17 protein-coding genes and 1 pseudogene are annotated in these 16,628 nt (G+C 71.3%); 7 read left to right on the plus strand and 11 right to left on the minus strand.

The genetic code is table 11. The features are described from left to right. Positions 1–9 precede the first annotated feature (9 nt). Both DFR41_RS26530 and DFR41_RS26535 read left to right on the plus strand, forming a co-directional pair. Positions 10–309, plus strand: a complete 300-nt coding sequence (locus DFR41_RS26530) for a YlcI/YnfO family protein (RefSeq protein ID WP_017761135.1) — start codon at positions 10–12, stop codon at positions 307–309. Then, entirely contained in the window at positions 309–620 is a 312-nt protein-coding gene (locus tag DFR41_RS26535) for a type II toxin-antitoxin system RelE/ParE family toxin (RefSeq protein ID WP_017761134.1), read from the plus strand. The genes DFR41_RS26530 and DFR41_RS26535 overlap by 1 nt, the downstream gene beginning before the upstream one ends. Positions 621–629: 9 nt before the next feature. On the opposite strand, the gene add is transcribed toward DFR41_RS26535, so the two are convergent. From add to DFR41_RS26555, 4 genes are all read right to left on the minus strand, one after another. Beyond that, positions 630–1,670, minus strand: a complete 1,041-nt coding sequence (gene add, locus DFR41_RS26540; protein ID WP_017761133.1) for an adenosine deaminase — start codon at positions 1,668–1,670, stop codon at positions 630–632. Positions 1,671–1,740: 70 nt separating this feature from the next. Continuing rightward, positions 1,741–2,673 carry a nucleoside hydrolase gene (locus DFR41_RS26545; protein WP_114804954.1) on the minus strand — a complete coding sequence of 311 codons (933 nt, stop codon included), beginning with the start codon at positions 2,671–2,673 and terminating at the stop codon, positions 1,741–1,743. An 8-nt stretch (positions 2,674–2,681) separates the two neighbouring features. After that, positions 2,682–3,371, minus strand: coding sequence for a histidine phosphatase family protein (locus tag DFR41_RS26550; protein WP_017758432.1), 690 nt, complete (start codon positions 3,369–3,371; stop codon positions 2,682–2,684). An 18-nt stretch (positions 3,372–3,389) separates the two neighbouring features. Next, entirely contained in the window at positions 3,390–4,004 is a 615-nt protein-coding gene (locus DFR41_RS26555) for a Yip1 family protein (protein WP_114804937.1), read from the minus strand. A 120-nt stretch (positions 4,005–4,124) separates the two neighbouring features. Here DFR41_RS26555 and DFR41_RS26560 point away from each other — a divergent pair, with 120 nt between their 5' ends. The 3 genes from DFR41_RS26560 to DFR41_RS26570 all read left to right on the plus strand — a co-directional run bounded on the left by DFR41_RS26560 (position 4,125) and on the right by DFR41_RS26570 (position 7,229). Continuing rightward, positions 4,125–4,844 carry an alpha/beta fold hydrolase gene (locus DFR41_RS26560; RefSeq protein ID WP_114804938.1) on the plus strand — a complete coding sequence of 240 codons (720 nt, stop codon included), beginning with the start codon at positions 4,125–4,127 and terminating at the stop codon, positions 4,842–4,844. A gap of 108 nt (positions 4,845–4,952) precedes the next feature. Next, entirely contained in the window at positions 4,953–5,900 is a 948-nt protein-coding gene (locus tag DFR41_RS26565) for a helix-turn-helix domain-containing protein (RefSeq protein WP_114804939.1), read from the plus strand. Positions 5,901–6,059: 159 nt separating this feature from the next. After that, positions 6,060–7,229 (plus strand): serine hydrolase domain-containing protein, encoded by a 1,170-nt coding sequence (locus DFR41_RS26570; protein WP_114804940.1) that lies wholly within the window; start codon positions 6,060–6,062, stop codon positions 7,227–7,229. Positions 7,230–7,271: 42 nt separating this feature from the next. Here the strand turns inward: DFR41_RS26570 and pxpA are convergent, their stop codons facing one another. The 7 genes from pxpA to DFR41_RS26605 form a co-directional block, all read right to left on the minus strand. Then, positions 7,272–8,015 carry a 5-oxoprolinase subunit PxpA gene (gene pxpA, locus DFR41_RS26575; protein ID WP_114804941.1) on the minus strand — a complete coding sequence of 248 codons (744 nt, stop codon included), beginning with the start codon at positions 8,013–8,015 and terminating at the stop codon, positions 7,272–7,274. 23 nt (positions 8,016–8,038) lie between these two features. Further along, a complete protein-coding gene (locus tag DFR41_RS26580; protein WP_114804942.1) occupies positions 8,039–9,079 on the minus strand; it encodes a 5-oxoprolinase subunit C family protein in 1,041 nt (346 codons plus the stop codon). Next, positions 9,076–9,741 (minus strand): 5-oxoprolinase subunit PxpB, encoded by a 666-nt coding sequence (pxpB, locus tag DFR41_RS26585; protein ID WP_114804943.1) that lies wholly within the window; start codon positions 9,739–9,741, stop codon positions 9,076–9,078. Before pxpB ends, DFR41_RS26580 begins: the two co-directional genes overlap by 4 nt. 55 nt (positions 9,742–9,796) lie before the next feature. Further along, the gene (gene coaD / locus DFR41_RS26590) at positions 9,797–10,300 is read right to left on the minus strand and encodes a pantetheine-phosphate adenylyltransferase (protein WP_017760812.1); all 504 of its coding nucleotides are present in this window, start codon (positions 10,298–10,300) and stop codon (positions 9,797–9,799) included. A 99-nt stretch (positions 10,301–10,399) separates the two neighbouring features. After that, the gene (gene rsmD, locus DFR41_RS26595; RefSeq protein ID WP_244917892.1) at positions 10,400–11,026 is read right to left on the minus strand and encodes a 16S rRNA (guanine(966)-N(2))-methyltransferase RsmD; all 627 of its coding nucleotides are present in this window, start codon (positions 11,024–11,026) and stop codon (positions 10,400–10,402) included. A 68-nt stretch (positions 11,027–11,094) separates the two neighbouring features. Beyond that, the gene (locus DFR41_RS26600; protein WP_425326732.1) at positions 11,095–12,453 is read right to left on the minus strand and encodes a M16 family metallopeptidase; all 1,359 of its coding nucleotides are present in this window, start codon (positions 12,451–12,453) and stop codon (positions 11,095–11,097) included. Then, positions 12,450–13,907, minus strand: a complete 1,458-nt coding sequence (locus DFR41_RS26605) for a M16 family metallopeptidase (protein ID WP_114804946.1) — start codon at positions 13,905–13,907, stop codon at positions 12,450–12,452. Before DFR41_RS26605 ends, DFR41_RS26600 begins: the two co-directional genes overlap by 4 nt. Before the next feature lie 30 nt (positions 13,908–13,937). Here DFR41_RS26605 and ftsY point away from each other — a divergent pair, with 30 nt between their 5' ends. Together ftsY and DFR41_RS27835 are read left to right on the plus strand one after the other, a co-directional pair. Beyond that, complete coding sequence (gene ftsY / locus DFR41_RS26610) at positions 13,938–15,395, plus strand: signal recognition particle-docking protein FtsY (protein WP_114804947.1); 1,458 nt, start codon at positions 13,938–13,940, stop codon at positions 15,393–15,395. A 508-nt stretch (positions 15,396–15,903) separates the two neighbouring features. Next, positions 15,904–16,628 (plus strand): annotated as a pseudogene (locus tag DFR41_RS27835) (hypothetical protein); the annotation flags it as partial.

Genomic DNA, 16,628 nt, shown 5'->3' on the forward strand with positions numbered 1-16,628 from the left:
ACTGCGGGAATGCTGAAGAACGCACAACTGCCGCCGGTGCGCGTCACGGCCGACGTGAGGCAACAGATCGAGAACGTGCTGCTCGAAGGGGAAAGCCTGTCGCAGTTCGTCGAGCGCGCCGCCGTCGACGCGGCGCGTCGCCGACAGGCCCAGCAGGAATTCATCGCTCGCGGGCGCGCCTCGCTGGCCCGTGCGCGCGAGACGGGCGAACTCCACGATGCCGATCAGGCCCTGGAAGCCATGCGCAGCCGCATGGCGGCTCGCCTGTCAAAGGCGAATGCTGCCGGCAAAACACCGACTCGCCGCTGATGGGCTACACGGTCCGGTTGACGCCGGAAGCGCTCGAAGACCTGCAGCGGCTGGAAGACTTCCTGGTCGACGCAGCCTTGAATCACGGCGACTTCGACCTTCCCGGGCGCGCCATGGATGCCATCCAGCAGGAGTTCGCCATCCTGCGGCGCAATCCCTTCACGTGCCGCATCGCCTTCGACGACCGGCTCGAGCGTGAGCTGGTCATTCCGTTCGGCGGCTCGGGCTATGTAGCCCTGTTCCAGATCGAGAGCGACCACGACGTTGTCGTCACCGCCCTACGCCACCAGCGCGAGGACGACTACCACTGAAACCGACGTTCACGCAGCCATCAGTGCTTCGAACTCCTGTGTGAATACCACGCGCCAGGCGCTTCGGGTACTGTCGTCGATCCAGGCCGCATCCAGGCCATTGAGCATGAAGCCGCGCAGGTCTTCGCGCGTGAAGCCGAAGTCGCTCACCATCTTGCGCCAGGCCTGCGTGGGCGTGACCAGGTGCAGCGTCGGGTCATCGGTGTTGGGGTGGATGCGCAGGCCGAGGCCCGGCATGCGGCGGATGGGATGGTCCAGCGCCCAGCGCTCGGGCGGCAGGGTGCGCAGGTAGTAGGAGTTGGTCGGCACCACGGTGAAGACGATGCCGCGCTCGGCGCATTCGCGCGCGAAGTCGGGCGCGTCGACGATGGTGTAGCCGTGGTCGATGCGGTCCACCTTCAGCAGATCAACCGCGGTGCGCACGTTGGTCCAGGGCATGCCGAACTCGCCGGCATGCGCCGTGGTCTTGAGCCCGGCCTCGCGCGCCAGCGCATAGGCGGGTGCGAACCATTCGGGCGGATGATCGATCTCGCTGTAGTCGATGCCGATACCCACCACCTCGTCCACGCGGTGCGCCCGCACCCACTCGACCATCTCTACCGCGGCCTCGGGCGAGGCCTCGCGGTCGATGGCGGGGATCAGCCGGCCCACGATGCCGTGGTCCGCCTGGGCGTCATGGATGGCGCGCACGATGGCGGCCAGCGCCTGCGGATAGGCGATGCCCGACTTCTGCGCGGTGCCCGTGGGGTTCCAGAAGAACTCGGCATAGCGCACGGTGTGGGCGGCGGCGTCCTGCAGGTATTCGTAGGTCAGCCGGTGCAGGTCGTCGGGCGAGCGGATGAGTTGCGCGTCGAGCGTGCGCAGGGCCTTGAGCACGCCCACCGGCTTCTCGCCGCGGATGTAGAAGGCGTCGATCTCGGGTTGGGTGATGGCCGCCTGCGCGCGCCGTGCCAGGTCGCTGAAGGTGGCGTGGCGCACGGTGCCCAGCAGGTGGCAATGCAGTTCCACCTTGGGCAGGGCGTGGCAGAAGTCGGTGAGCGCGTCGGTCATCGGGGCATCGTAGTGCGCGGCGCCTCGGCGAGCGTGATGCGCAGCGCCCGACCGAGCGCAGGGCTCGGGCTCAGACCGCGGCGGCGGCCAGGGCGTCCAGCACGACGCGCCGCACGCGCGCCTCGTCGACGATGTGGGCCACCCGCGCATTGGCCGTAGCCTTGCGCGGCACGCGCCACTCCACCACGGTCATGCCGCGGGTGTGGCGGCCCTCGCACTCGGCCACCACATGGGCGGGTCGCCACTGCATGCAGTCGGCGTCCACCAGTGCCGCAGCGGCCGTGGGGTCGTACAGCGACATGGGCAGGCGGCCGTCGGGGCTGGCGATGCGCACATAGCCCAGCAGCAGGTCGCCCAGCAGCCGGCCGCGGGGTGTGCCCAGGTCGCGCAGGCGCTGCGCATCGTCGGCATGTACGCGCACCTGGCGGCAGGCGTCCAGGCCCACCATCTCCAGCGGCACGCCGGCATCGAGCACGACGTTGATCGCCTCCGGGTCCACCGCGGCATTGAACTCGGCCGCGGCCGTGTGGTTGCCCGGGCCGGCGCTGCCGCCCATCCAGACCAGCCGGCCGATGCGCGGTGCCAGCGTGGCATCGTGCTGCAGCAGGGTGGCGATGTTGGTGAGCGGGCCGAGGGCCAGCACGGTGGCCGGCGCGGCGGCCTGCCGCAGCCAGACGGCCAGGGCATCGACCGCAGGCAGCGCATCGAGCACCGCGCGCGCAGGCGGCAGTTGCTCGCCAGCCGAGGCCATCGCGTCCTCGCCCAGGATGTTCTGCGCCGTGACCAGCGCGCCCACCAGCGGCGCCGCACAGCCGGCATGGATGGGCATGCGCCAGCCGAAGCAGTGCGCCGTGCGCAGGGCGTTGTCCGTCACCACCGGCAGCGGCGCATTGCCGGCCACCAGGGAGAGTCCGTCGATGGTCCAGCCGGGCTGCTGCGCCACCGTGATCACGGCGGCCAGATCGTCGAAGCCGAGGTCGGTGTCGATCCAGACGTGGTTCATGCCGAAGTTCAACTCAGCTTGAGATGCCGCCGCTGGTCGTAGCTGGGCTGCGGGCCCAGGCCTTGCAGGTGCGCCGTTTCGGCCCAGCCGACGATGACCAGCGCCTCGGGCTTCGCCGGGTCGTCGATGCGGATGCGGTTGATGCCGGCGTTGGGAATGTCGCTCTGCCGCGGCCCGTCCAGGCCCAGGCCGTGCACCGTGCGCCAGACCATGTCGAGCACACCGCCATGCGTGACCACCAGCACCGGCCCGTCCGCGTACTGCGCGGCGATGTCGGCCAGGGCCTGCATCACGCGGACATGGAACTGCCGCGTGCTCTCGCCGCCCGGCAGCGAGCGGTCGGCCTCGAAGCGCAGCCAGCCGTCCCAGGCTTCGGGATGCTTCTCGCGGATCTCCTCGGCCCGCAGACCCTCGCCGACGCCGAAGGCCTGTTCGCGCAGCGTGACCGTGGTGCGCACCGGCAGGCCCAGCTGCTGCGCCGCGGGCGCCGCCGTCTGCTGGGTGCGCAGCAGGTCGCTGCAGACGATGTGGCGCACAAGCTCGTGCGCCAGGGCCAGGCCGAGGCGGCGGGCCTGCTCGTGGCCGGTGTCGTTGAGGGGAACGTCGATGTGGCCCTGGAAGCGCAGTTCGCGGTTCCAGTCGGTCTCGCCATGGCGGATGAGGATCAGGTCGGTGGGCATGCTGCGGCCATTGTCCATGGCCGCCTGCGGCCCACGTCAGGCCACGGTCAAGATCGGGAGCCAGGCACCCACCGGCATCCGGGGCGCCGGCGTGAACACCGACAGCAGTGCGCCCAACACCACCGACGCTACGATGGCACACAGCGCGAACACCACCGTGTAGACCAGCGCCTTCTCGGCCGGGCACTCCATGAGCACCGGCACGCCGATGTAGAAAAGATAGACCGAATAAAGGCCCACCAGCGCGCCCAGCACCGCCAGCGCAGGCAACAGGCCGAAGATGCCGCCCGCGAAGCCGGCGGTGCTGGCATAGGCCACCAGCTTGAGCGCCTGGATGGGATTGCGCCGACCACCGAAGCTCGGCGCCAGCGCATCGACGATCAGCGCCAGCACATAGACCATCACCAGCGAAAGCACGTAGCTCACGATGGCTTGCACCAGCCCGCTCACGATGGGCACTCGGAAGCGGACGCCGAACACGCCCGCCCCGATGATCGACAGGCCGATGAAGCCCGCCACGGCCGGGATGGCCGCCAGGATCAAAAGGTAGTCGCGGTAGAGCGTGGCCGTATCGGTGGACTCGGCCGCGATCTCGGGCCAGGTGCGCTTGGGACGCAGCAGGATGTCCTGCACGCGTTGGACCAGGTTCATGGAAAGGCACTCCTGCGTTGGCAACAGCGGAAAGTCTAGGCAGCGCCCGCCGGACTGGCTGCTGGCCGTGCAGCCTATGCCGATGGCGCATGGCAGGTACGCCACTGCAACAATGGACAGATGCCTGCCGACACCCCTGCCCGCCTCGTCTTCCTGCCCGGTCTTGCCTGCGACGAACGCCTGTGGGCGGCGCAGTTGCCCGCCATGCCCAACGCCTTGCGCCCCCGCGTGGCGGATGTCAGCCGACGCCACGGCAGCATCGAGGCGATGGCGCGCGCACTGCTGGACGAAGAAGAGGGCCCGCTGCTGCTGGCCGGCGCCTCCATGGGCGGCATGGTGGCCATGGAGGCCGCCCGCCAAGCACCGGAACGCGTCGCCGGCCTGGCGCTGCTCGGCACCTCGCCCCTGCCGGAAACGCCGGAGATGTATGCGCTGCGCAGCGCCGCCATCGAGGAGTTCGCCGCTGGCCGCGCCGAGGCGGTGATCCGCACCAACGTGGCCTTCGCCTTCCATCCGACGAATGCCACGGACCCGGCCCTGGTGCAGCGCTACCTGGCCATGGTGCTGGATGCCGGCGCCGAACAGCTGATCCGCCAGAACCGCGCCGTCATGGCACGGCCCGATGCGCGGCTGCACCTGGGCGACCTGCGCTGCCCCGTGCTGCTGATATGCGGCGAGGCCGACCGTCTCACACCGCCCGACTGCACGCACGCGATGGCGGCGCTGATCCCGCAGGCCGAGGTGGTGTGGCTGCCCGAGGCGGGCCACATGCTCACCATGGAAGCGCCGGAGGCGGTGAACGCCGCGCTGCTGCGCTGGCTGGCGCCCTTCCTGCGCTGATCACCCTCCACGTCGCGCGCCCGACGAAGCAGCGCCCGTCTCCGGCGTCAGCCTCGCCGCACGCCGCCGGACGTATGCTCGGCCTCCCGTCCGCTGCCGAGGTCGCCCATGAGAAACCTCTGTTCCTGGTCTTCGGAAAGCCTGCCCGAGCCCCAGCGGCTGCGCGGCTGGCGCGATGCGCTGCATGCCACCGTGCTGGAGATGGACGCCGTGCCGCTGCAGCGCGACGGCTTCTTCGGCAGCATCGAGCGCTGTGCCCTGCAGCGCATCCTGCCGCACCAGGCGCGCGGCACGCCACAGAAGATCGTGCGCGGCGCGGCCGACATCGCACGCAGCCAGCACAACGCCTACTACCTGCTCTCCCAGCCGCGCCTGCCCTGGCGCGCAGCCCAGGCCGGCCACATGGCCCTGCTGCAGCCGGGCGACGCGGTGCTGATCGACTCGCGCGAGCCCTATGCCTTCGACTTCGGCGCGGGACTGGACGACCTGTCCATCGAGCTGCCCATCGACTGGGTGGCGCACTGGGTGGCCGACCCGGCCCGGCTCATCGGCCGGCCGCTGCGGGCCGATGCCGGCTGGGGCCTGGCGCTTCGCGGCGTCAAGGAGGCGCTGGTGCCCCTGACCTTGCGCCAACAGCCGGCCGACCATGATGCCTTGATCGAGGCCCAGCTCGGCGGCCTGCTCTCGCTGCTGGGCGACGCGCACGCCCCTGCGCAGCCCGAGCCGCCCAATGCGCAGGCCCGCATCCTCGGCGTGCTGCGCGCACGCTTCATGCAACCCGGGCTGACGGCCGCCGAGGTCGCCACCGAAGCGGGCGTGTCGCTGCGCGCCTTGCACCGCGCCATGGCGGCGCAGGGCCGCGGCTTTCTGCCCACGCTGATGGCCCTGCGGGTGGAGGCCGCCGCCGGCATGCTGGTGCAGCCGCGCCTGCGCCACCTGGGCGTGGCCGAGATCGGCCGGCGCTGCGGCTTTGCCGATGCCTCGCACTTCGCACGGCAGTTCCTGCGCCAGCGGGGCATCGCGCCCGCCGCCTTCCGCGCCCAGGCACTGCGCTGAGCGCTTGCGCGCTGGCACGCAGCGGCCAGCCATTTGGCGTGATACGGCGAGCCGCCGGGGCCACCGCTTCCTAGACTTTTTCCGGCAGGCCGCCCGCGCGGCCGCCGCGCCCGCATGCGTACGCCGGCGTGCGCGCTTCCAACGACACAGGAGACAGACATGACCCTCAAGACGACCCTCGACACGATCCTGGCCGAAGGCGTGGCCCGCGGCCAGGCCCCCGGCGTGGTGGCCCTGGTGGCCGACCGCGACGGCCTGCGATACGAAGGCGCCGCCGGCGAACGCCAGCTCGGCAGCGGCGTCGCCATGACGCCGGACACCGTGCTCTGGATCGCCTCCATGACCAAGGCCATCACCTCGGTGGCGGCCGTGCAGTGCGTGGAGCGCGGCCTGCTCGACCTGGACGCGCCCGCTGCCCGCGTGGTGCCCGCCATCGGCGAGCTGGGCGTGCTGACCGGCTTCGACGCCGAGGGCCGGCCGACCACCCGGCCGCCCAGGCGGCCGATCACGCTGCGTCACCTGCTCTCGCACAGTTCCGGCTGCAGCTACGAGATCTGGAACCCCGACATGCAAAAGGTGCAGGCGGCGCTGGACATTCCCGGCGTCATCGGCTGCCAGCTCAAGGCCCTGACGCTGCCGCTGGTGGCCGACCCCGGCGAGCGCTGGGAATACGGCGTGGGCATCGACTGGGCCGGCCGCATGGTCGAGGCCGTGAGCGGCCTCCCGCTGGGCGAGTTCATGCGCCAGAACCTCTGGGAGCCGCTGGGCATGGCGAGCACCGGCTTTCGCATCATGCCCGACATGCGCCAGCGCCTCGCCGGCGTGCACCTGCGGGGCGAGGACGGTGCCTTCGCGCCCTTCCCCTTCGAGATCGCGCAGGAGCCCGAATTCCACATGGGCGGCGGCGGGCTCTACAGCACCATGGGCGACTACGCGCGCTTCATGCGCATGGTGCTCAACCTGGGCCAGCTCGACGGCGAGCGCGTGCTGCGGCCCGAGACGGTGACCACGCACCTGTCGCTCAACCAGATCGGCAATGCGCGCGTGAGCCTGCTCAAGGCGGCCATCCCGCTCACGGCCGACGCGGAGTTCTTTCCCGGAATCGCCAAGCGCTGGAGCCTGGCCTTCCAGATCAACGAGCAGCCGGCGCCCACCGGCCGGCCCGCCGGCAGCCTGTCGTGGGCGGGGCTGGCCAACAGCTTCTTCTGGATCGACCCGCACACCGGCATCGCCGGGCTGCTGGCCACGCAGACCTTCCCCTTCGCGGATGCGCGGGTGATGGAGCTGCTCTACCGCTTCGAGAAAGGCGTGTACGACACGCTGGGCTGAGCGCCTGCGCTGCCTGCCCGGCGCCGAGGGCGCAAGCGAGCGTCAGCCCGGGAAGGGCGCGACGCCGATGCCCTCGGCCGCCAGCCGCTCGCGAATGCGGCGCGCGAAGGCCAGCGCATGGGCGCCGTCGCCGTGCAGGCACACGCTCTGCGCATTGACCGGCACCACGCTGCCGTCGATGGCGGTGACCTGCCGGTCGCGCACCAGCGACAGCGTCTGCGCGAGCGACTGCTCCTCGCTCTCGATCAGCGCGCCCGGCTGGCTGCGCGGCACCAGGCTGCCGTCGGGCATGTAGCCGCGGTCGGCGAAGACTTCTTCCACCGGCGTCAGGCCGGCGGCGCGGGCCGCCTCGATCATGCCGCTGCCGGCCAGGCCGAAGAACTTGAGCGACGGGTCGAAGCGGCGCACCGCCTCGCACAGCGCCGCGGCCAGCTCGGGTTCCTTCACGGCCTGGTTGTAGAGCATGCCGTGCGGCTTGACGTGCGCCAGACGTCCGCCTTCGGCGCGCACGATCGCGTCCAGCGCGCCGATCTGGTAGAGCATGTCGGCAACGATCTGTGCTGGCGGCAGCTGCATGGCGCTGCGGCCGAAGTTCTCGCGGTCCGGAAAGCTGGGATGCGCGCCGATGGCCACGCCCTTGGCCAGCGCCCAGCGCACGCACTGCTGCATGGTCAGCGCGTCGCCGGCATGCCAGCCGCAGGCGATGTTGGCCGAACTCACCAGGCCCAGCAGGGCCTCGTCGTTGCCGGCGCCTTCGCCGAGGTCCGCGTTGAGGTCGATCTGCATGGGAAATCGCTCCAGAAAGAAGGTCAGAGTCGCGCCGGCGCGGCGAGCGGCCAGCCCATGGCCGCCAGCCCGCGGTCGATGTCGTGGCGCCAACGTTCGAGCGCCTGCCAGGCCCGCGCCGCTGCGGCGGCGTCGACCTCGACCATGCGCAGCCGGCTGCCGAGTGGCGCCTGCGCCAGCTTCCACAGGTCGGCGCGGATCACCACGCCGATGCGCGGATAGCCGCCGGTGGTCTGGGCATCGCCCATCAGCACGATGGGCTGGCCGGAGGGCGGGACCTGGATGGTGCCGGGCACGACGCCGGCGGAGAGCATGTCGACCTCGTGCTCGCGCTTGAGCACAGGACCTTCGAGCCGGCTGCCCATGCGGTTGCTCTGCGGCGTGATTCGCCAAGCGCCCTGCCAGAACTGCGCGTGCGCGGGTGCGCCGAACTGTGCGTACTCGGGCCCGGGCATCACGCGCAGCGGCCACACACCGTCCTCGGGCGGCAGCGCGCAGACCGGCTCGGCCTCGCCCTCGTCGCGCCAGGGGTCGAGCGGATGGATACCGAAGGCGGGCCGCGCGCGCTGCGCCTCCGTCAGCGCGGACACGCCCAGCGGCAGCCGGTCGCCCTTCTTCAGCGCCCGACCGTCCAGCCCGCCGAAGCCGGCCTTGAGGTCGGTGCTGCGCGAGCCCAGCACCTGCGGCACGTCGATGCCACCCGCCACGGCCAGCCAGCTGCGCACGCCGGCCTTGCCCGCCTGCGCATTGACGCCACCCAGCAGCAGGCGCGCGCCCGCCCGCACGGGCACGCTCCAGCCCGGGCGCAATGCGCGACCGTCCAGGCCGGCGCCGAAGTCGTCGCCCATCAGGGCGATGCGCGTCGGCGCATCGAAACGCAACTCGGCGTTGCCCATCGTGAGCTCGAGCCCGGCAGCGCCGCATGCATTGCCCACCAGCCGGTTGGCCACCGCCAGCGCCGCGCGGTCCAGCGCGCCGCCCGGGCAGATGCCGCGCTGGCGATGGCCCTCGCGGCCCAGGTCCTGGACCGAGGCGAGCAAGCCGGGCTTGTGGACGAGGATCACAGCGTCACGCTTTCAGGCACGAAGCGCACCCGGTCGCCCGGCTGCAGCAGCGTGGGCGGCTCGGCAGCCGGGTCGAACAGCGTGAGCGCGGTGCGGCCGATCAGTTGCCAGCCGCCCGGCGAGTCGAGCGGATAGATGCCCGTCTGCGCACCGCCGATGCCCACCGAGCGCGCCGGCACTGCGGTGCGCGGCTCGCGCCGGCGGGGCGTGTGCAGCTCGGGCGCCAGGCCGCCCATGAAGGCGAAGCCGGGCAAGAAGCCCAGCAGGTAGACCACGTACTCGCCGGCCGCATGGCGGCGGACCACCTCGGCCGGAGACAGGCCCGTGTGACGGGCGACGTCGCCCAGGTCGGGGCCGTGCTCGCCGCCATAGGCGACCGGGATCTCCACCACACGGCCGGTGCTCGAGCCCTCGACGGCGAGCGCGGGCCATGCGGTGAGCACGCGCAACTCCAACTCGCCGGCATCGACCTGCTGCGGATCGAACAGCAGGGTGAGGTTGTTCATGCCCGGGAGCACTTCCTGCACCTCGGGCCACGCGGCGGCCTCGCGCGCCATGGCCCAGATGCGTTGCTGCGCCGGCAGCGTGGCGGGCGGCGGCAGCTCGCACAGCAGGGCGGCGTCGCCCAGGGCGTGGAGGCGGGGAAGGGCCGGCGCGTTCATGCCGCGCGAAGGACGGCGGGCGAGTCCGGAGCGTGCACGGGTCCGCCCACCGGCTTCATTCGCGGCCCAGGCTGCGCACCTTGGCGGCCAGCCGCTCCTGCACATGCGGCGAGACGAACTTGTCCACCTCGCCGCCGAGCATGGCGATCTCGCGCACGAAGGTGCTGGAGATGAACTGGTACTTGTCGCTGGGCGTGAGGAAGACGGTCTCGACCTCGGGCATGAGCGAGCGGTTCATGCCGGCCAGCTGGAACTCGTAGTCGAAGTCGGTCACGGCGCGCAGGCCGCGCACCATGGCCTTGCCGCCGCGCTCGACCACGAAGTCGCGCAGCAACCCTGAGAAGCTCTCGACCGTCACACAGCCACCGAAAGGCTCGGCCACGGCGCGCGCCATCTCGATGCGCTCGGCCAGCGAGAACAGCGCCTTCTTGTGGTGTCCGGCCGCGACGGCCACGATCACCTTCGGGAACAGCTGCGTGGCGCGGCGGACCACGTCCTCATGGCCAAGCGTCATGGGGTCGAAGGTGCCGGGGTAGACGGCTATCACATCGGTCGTCATCTCTTCCTCCTGGGTGCGGGGCCGGGGGTTGTCTCGGCGCGCATTATGTACGCCTCGCTGCACTGCACCATATCGCGTCCGGGCACGCGCCGGCGCGCGTCAGGTCGCCGGTGCCGGGGCCTTAAGCAGGTGCGCATGCACAGCGCCTGCCTTGAGGTGGCGGAAGACGGCCAGCCCGTAAGGCGCAAGGCGCTCGTCGGTCCAGGCCTGGTCGGCCTCCAGATAGACCACGCCGTCGGGCTGCAGCGCTGCCGCCGCGGCCTTGAGTGCGCGCTCGTACAGCGCCGCCTGTTCGAAGGGCGGGTCGAGGAAGATGGCATGCCAGTGGCGCGGGCTGCTGCGCTCCAGCCAGGCGGTGCCATCGCCACGCTGCACCTGCACGGCATCGGCCTGCAGCTTGTCGCGCGTGGCCTTCATCTGCTGCAGCAGCGCGGCATCCTGCTCGCAGACCAGCACCTCGGCCGCGCCACGCGAGGCGGCCTCGAAGCCCAGCGCGCCGGTGCCGGCGAAGACGTCGATGCAGCGCCAGCCCGGCAGCTCGCCGCCACTGGCGCCCGCCAGGCTGGCGAGCCAGTTGAAGAGGGTCTCGCGGACCCGGTCGGGCGTGGGGCGCAGACCGGGCCGATCGGCGACGGGCAGCCGCGTGCGGCGCCACGCGCCGCCGATGATGCGGACTTCGTGGGGCCGGCCCGCACCGGCCTTCGTGGAGGACTTGCTTCGGTTCATCGGGCCGAGCTTAACGGCGCCCATGACCCGGACCGAAGACGCCGGGGCGCCGATGCGCCCCGCCGTGCTCAGCGCGCCTTGTCCGTGCCGCCCACGATGACCGTCACCATGCGCTGCGGCTGCAGCTTGCGCTGGAAGGCGGCGCGCACGTCCTCGGCGGTGACGGCGTTCACGCGTTCGCGCCAGGTGTCGAGGTAGTCCAGGGGCAGGTCGTTCCACGCGATGTTGGCCACGTTGCCCAGCAGCTTGCGGTTGCTGTCCAGCAGCAGGGGAAAGCCGCCGATCAGGTTGTCCTTGGCGGCCTGCAGTTCGGCCGCCGTCGGCCCCTCGGCGACGAACTTCGCCAGCACCTCGCGTGCCACGGCCACCGCCTGCTCGGCCTGATCGGGCCGGGTCTGGAAGCCGATGCGGAAGGCGCCCGCATGCAGCCCGGGCGAGAAGCCGCTGTAGACGCTGTAGGCCAGCCCGCGCTTCTCGCGCACCGCCTCGGTCAGGCGCGAGACGAAGCCGCCGCCGCCCAGGATGTAGTTGCCCAGCGTGAGCGCAAAGTGGTCGGCATCGGCCCGGCGGTAGCCCGGCTGGCCGATCCACACATGCACCTGCGCGGCGTCGAAGGGAATGCGCTCCAGACGGGCCTCGGCCAGGGGCGGCACCTCGGGCACGGCGGCGAGCGCCGGGCAGCCCTGCTGCGGCAGGCGCGAGAGCAGCTGCGTTGCCAGGCGCTCGGCGCCCGGCCGGTCGATGGCACCCACCACGCTCACCTTGGCCCGGCAGGGCCGCACGAGCTCGGCATGGAAGCGCCGCATGTCCTCGATGCCGATGGCCGCCAGGGTCGCCTGGGTCATCTCCTGACCGTAGGGATGGCCACCGTAGACATCGCGCGCGAAGGCGCGTCCGGCGACGCTGGCCGGCCGGGTGTCGGCCTCGCGCAGGCCGGCGGCGATGCGCTCGCGCTCGCGGCGCCAGACCTCCTCGGGGAAGGCCGGCTCGCCGATCTCGCGCGAGGCCAGGGACGCCGCGCGGGCCAGAAGTGCCGGATCGGCCAGGCTGCGCAGGCTGAAGCTCATGCGGTCGGCGCTGGCGCCGACGTCGAACTCGGCACCCAGGTCGGCCCATGCTTCGCCCAGTTGGTTCTCGTCCAGCGCGGGTTCGCTACCGCTGGCCCGCACGCCCTTCTCGGCCATGCCCGCAGTGGCGCCCGCCAGGCCGGACTGGGCGGCGGGGTCGCGCCGGCTGCCGGCGTCGACATCGATCTGCACATCGACGATGGGCAGGGCCGGCGTGCGCGCCAGATAGACCTGCGCACCGTTGGCCAGACGCCAGTGTTCGATGGTCACGCCCGCCTGGGCCAGACCGGCGGCACCGGCCAACAGGGCCAGCAGGACGGTGCGGCGCCATTGCCGCATCAAGCCAAGAGCGCGCTTCATCGGATCTCTCCCACCGGGCCGAAGGGGCTGCGCGGCCGCTTGGCCGCCGACGACATGGGCTGTGGCCGCAGCGTAGCGACGGTCAGTTGGTCGTCACCGAAATAGCGGCCGGCCACGGCCTGCACCTGCGCCGGCGTCACGGCCAGCAGCTTGGCCAGCATGCGGGCATCGGCATCGAGCGGCAGGCCCTGCACCCACTGGCTGCCCAGCTCGCGCGCCTGGGCCATGACCGAGTCGCGCTTGTAGGTTTCGCTGGCGACCCACTGCGTCTTCACGCGGGCGAGTTCGGACTCGGAAACGCCTTCCTGAGCAATGCGCGCCACCTGGGCACGTAAGGCCGCCTCGACGGCCTCGGTGGTCTTACCGGCCGCCGGAACGCCGGCCAGGTAGAAGAGCTGCGGCCCGCGGCCGTAGAGGCCGTAGCCGGCGCTCACGCCGTCGGCCACGCGCTCGGGCCCGCGCACCAGCGCACGGTCCAGCCGCGAGCCGTTGTAGCCGTCGAGCACCGCCGCCAGCACCAGCAGGGCCCAGGCGTCGGAGTCCTCGTCGAGGGAATCCAGCTGCGGCACACGGAAGGCCAGCGACACATAGGCCTGCTCGGCGGGTGCCTTGAATTCGATGCGCCGGATGCCGCGCTGCGGCAGCTCGGTGTAGGGCTTGCGAACCGGCACGGCGCGCGCCGGGATGCGACCGTAGTAGCGCTCGGCCAGCGCCCGCACCTTCTGCGGATCGACATCGCCGGCCACCACGATCGCGGCGTTCTCGGGCACGTACCAGCGGCGGTAGAAGCCGCGCACGTCATCCGCAGTCATGGCCGACAGGTCGCTCATCCAGCCGACCACCGGCCGGCGATAGGGGGAGGCGTTGAAGATGGCGGCGTTCTGCTGCTCGCCCAGCAGTGCGCGCGGCTGGTCTTCGGTGCGCATGCGGCGCTCCTCCTTCACCACCTCGATCTCACGCTTGAATTCGTCGTCCGGCCACTGGTTGCTGGCGAAGCGGTCCGCCTCCAGACGCATGGCCTCTTCCAGCCGCTCGACGGGGATCTGCTGGTAGTAGCCGGTGTAGTCGCGGGTGGTGAAGGCGTTCTCGCGCCCGCCCAGCGCCGCCACCCGGCGCGAGAACTCGCCGGGCTTGAGCAGGGCCGAACCCTTGAACATCATGTGCTCGACCACGTGCGCGACACCGCTGGTGCCATCGAGCTCGTCGACGGAGCCGACGCGCACCCACAGCATCTGCACGGCCGTGGGGGCCCGGTGGTCCGGTTGCACGATCAGCGTCATGCCGTTGGCCAGCCGGAACTGCTGGGGCGGCTGGGCCGCCGAAGGCAATGCGGAGGGAGTGAGGGGCGCCACTTCGGCGGGGGGCTGCTGGGCATGGACGGGCACCGCCTGTACAAGGCAGGCCGCCAGCAGGGCCGCAGCAAGGGGCCGGCGGCTCGGCGGGGGGTGTTTCATAGAATGGCTCGGATTCTAAAAAGCGCCTGGATGTTCAGTTTTTTCAAGAAAAAGCCGCCGGCGGAGCCTGCGGCGCCGGCCGGCTCCCCGCCCTCCTCTGCACCTGCGCCGGCCCCTGAAGCCGGCAGCGGACGCTCGGTGTTCTCGCCTTCGAGCTGGTTCGGAAACAAGCCGAGCGCGCCGGCACCTGGGCCTTCGCCACTGCCTCCCGCCGCGGCACCGGTGGCGCACGCACCGGCACCGGCCCCGGTTGCTCCGGCATCGCCCGGCCCGTCGGTCGCACCGCAGCCCCCGGCCCCCACACCCAGCCCGGCGCCGACGCCTGCGGTGCCCCCTGTCGTGCCGCCGACCCAGGCACCCGCTCCTGCCGACCGCGACATCCCGTCGGTTGCCCCGGCATCGGTGACGCCACCGACCCCACCGGCTCCCGCAGCGCCGCCCGCCAGTGTCGCCACGCCCGCCCCCGTGCCGGTCGCCCCGCCGACGGCCGTGGTGCGGCCGGCGCCGCCCGTCGGCGCCGAGCCGGCGCCTGAGCCTTCGCGGCAGGGCTGGCTCAACCGCCTTCGCACGGGGCTCAAGAAGACCGGCAGCGGCATCCAGGCCGTGTTCGTCAATGCCCAGATCGACGACGAGCTCTACGAACAGCTGGAAGAAGCGCTGCTGATGGCCGACACCGGCATCCCGGCCGCGGAGCACATCCTGCAGGACCTGAAGGACCGCGTGTGGCGCCACAGCGCCACCACGCCCCAGGCCGTGCGCGCCCTGCTGGTGGACGCCGTGGCCGAGGTGCTCAAGCCGCTGGAAAAGCCGCTGGAGATCGGCCGCCACACGCCCACCGTGATCATGGTCGCGGGCGTCAACGGCGCGGGCAAGACCACCTCCATCGGCAAGCTCACCAAGCACCTGGCCAACGAAGGCTGCACGGTGCTGCTGGCCGCGGCCGACACCTTCCGCGCCGCCGCGCGTGAGCAACTCGCCATCTGGGCCGACCGCAACTTGGTCGAGATCGTCAGCCAGGCGGGCGGCGACCCGTCCGCCGTCGCCTTCGATGCCGTCAACGCGGGCAAGGCGCGCGGCAAGGACGTGGTGCTGGTCGACACCGCCGGCCGCCTGCCGACGCAGCTGCATCTGATGGACGAGCTCAAGAAGATCAAGCGCGTGATCGGTAAGGCCGACACCGACGCGGCCGGCGGCATGGCCGCGCCGCACGAGGTGCTGCTGGTCATCGATGGCAACACCGGCCAGAACGCGCTGGCGCAGGTCAAGGCCTTCGACGATGCGCTGGGCCTCACCGGTCTGGTGGTCACCAAGCTCGACGGCACCGCCAAGGGCGGCGTGCTCTGCGCCATCGCCCGCTGGGGCGAGGAACGCGCCCGGACCAAGCCGGGCACGGCGCCGGTGCCGGTCTACTTCATCGGCGTCGGCGAGAAGCTCGAGGACCTCGAAACCTTCGACGCCCGCGAGTTCGCCCAGGCGCTGGTGGGCTGATTGCGCCACAGGCGCGGCGGCTCGCCATGCGCGACCGCCGCTTCGGCGGACGGGCGCAGCTGATAGCCGGTCCGCCATGGCTCCGCCCGCAGGAAAGTCCGGCTGCGTCGAACCGCCCGTCGCGCGCGGGCCGCGGGCGGGACAAGCCCCTGCCAGCAATTGGCCGTGCTGATTCCGATTGGCCCCTGGCCTTGAATTTCAATTCCGGATTGGCCGGCAATCCGTACGCAAAAGAATTGTTTCTTCCACGGTTCGGTCTATTTCGTCCGAATTGAACTTCGACGTTTCGCGCAGCCTCATGGCGCCCCTGCGACACCCGGCACGTCACCGCTTCGTTACCGCGGCCGTTACGTAACGCCCGCCGGAACATCCTGGGCGAGGACCCCCGTACCCTCCTCAAAACGCCAAAAAATCCACACTTTTGTGCGTGCCCGCAGCCGCTTTCGCTGCGGCACACGTCTTGCCCCCTTCAACCGCATCTTTCAACCAGACGCGTGGAGCAAGAGCGATGGCAACGACGACGACCGATACGGCCGGCAATTCCGGCACGGCCCCTGTACTCATGGCGCAGGCCTCATCCGCGGGCGTCATGTCCACGCCAATTCCGATGGGGGGTGGCAGCGCCAATGCCGCCGCCGGAATTGGAACGCTGACCAGCGTTTCGCCCGGCGTGATGGTGGTGCGCGATGGCGTGGACATCCCGGCGCAGGCCAACCAATTGCTTCAGGCGGGTGACCGGGTCCTGGTGCCGCAGGACGGCCAGGCAGGCGTGGTGTTCAACCCGACGGGGCCGAACACCCAGCCGATCAGCGGCACCTTCGTCGGTGGCACGGACGCCACCGTGACCACCCGCGCGCTCGAAGGCGGCGGCTCCCAGCTCGATGTGGGGCTTGCCTCGGGCGACCTGCAGGTCGACTCGGGCGTCGACTCCGCCGCGCTGGCCGTGAAGAAGGGCGCGCCCCCGATGGCCGGCGGCCTCGGACTCGGCGAGTTCGCCCTGGCCGCCCTGGGCGGTGGACTGGTCCTGGGCGCACTGGCCGGCGGCGGCGACGACAACGGCACGGCCTTCCCCGTCTTCCTCACACAGCCTGGCGGCACCAACCCGCCCACGACCCCGCCTGATGACGGCGACGCTGATGCTGATGCTGATGCTGATGCTGATGCTGATGCTGATGCTGATGCTGATGCTGATGCTGATGCTGATGCTGATGCTGATGCTGATGCTGATGCTGA

It is taken from the genome of Pseudacidovorax intermedius (assembly GCF_003350475.1).
Taxonomy (GTDB): Bacteria; Pseudomonadota; Gammaproteobacteria; order Burkholderiales; family Burkholderiaceae_C; genus Xenophilus; species Xenophilus intermedius.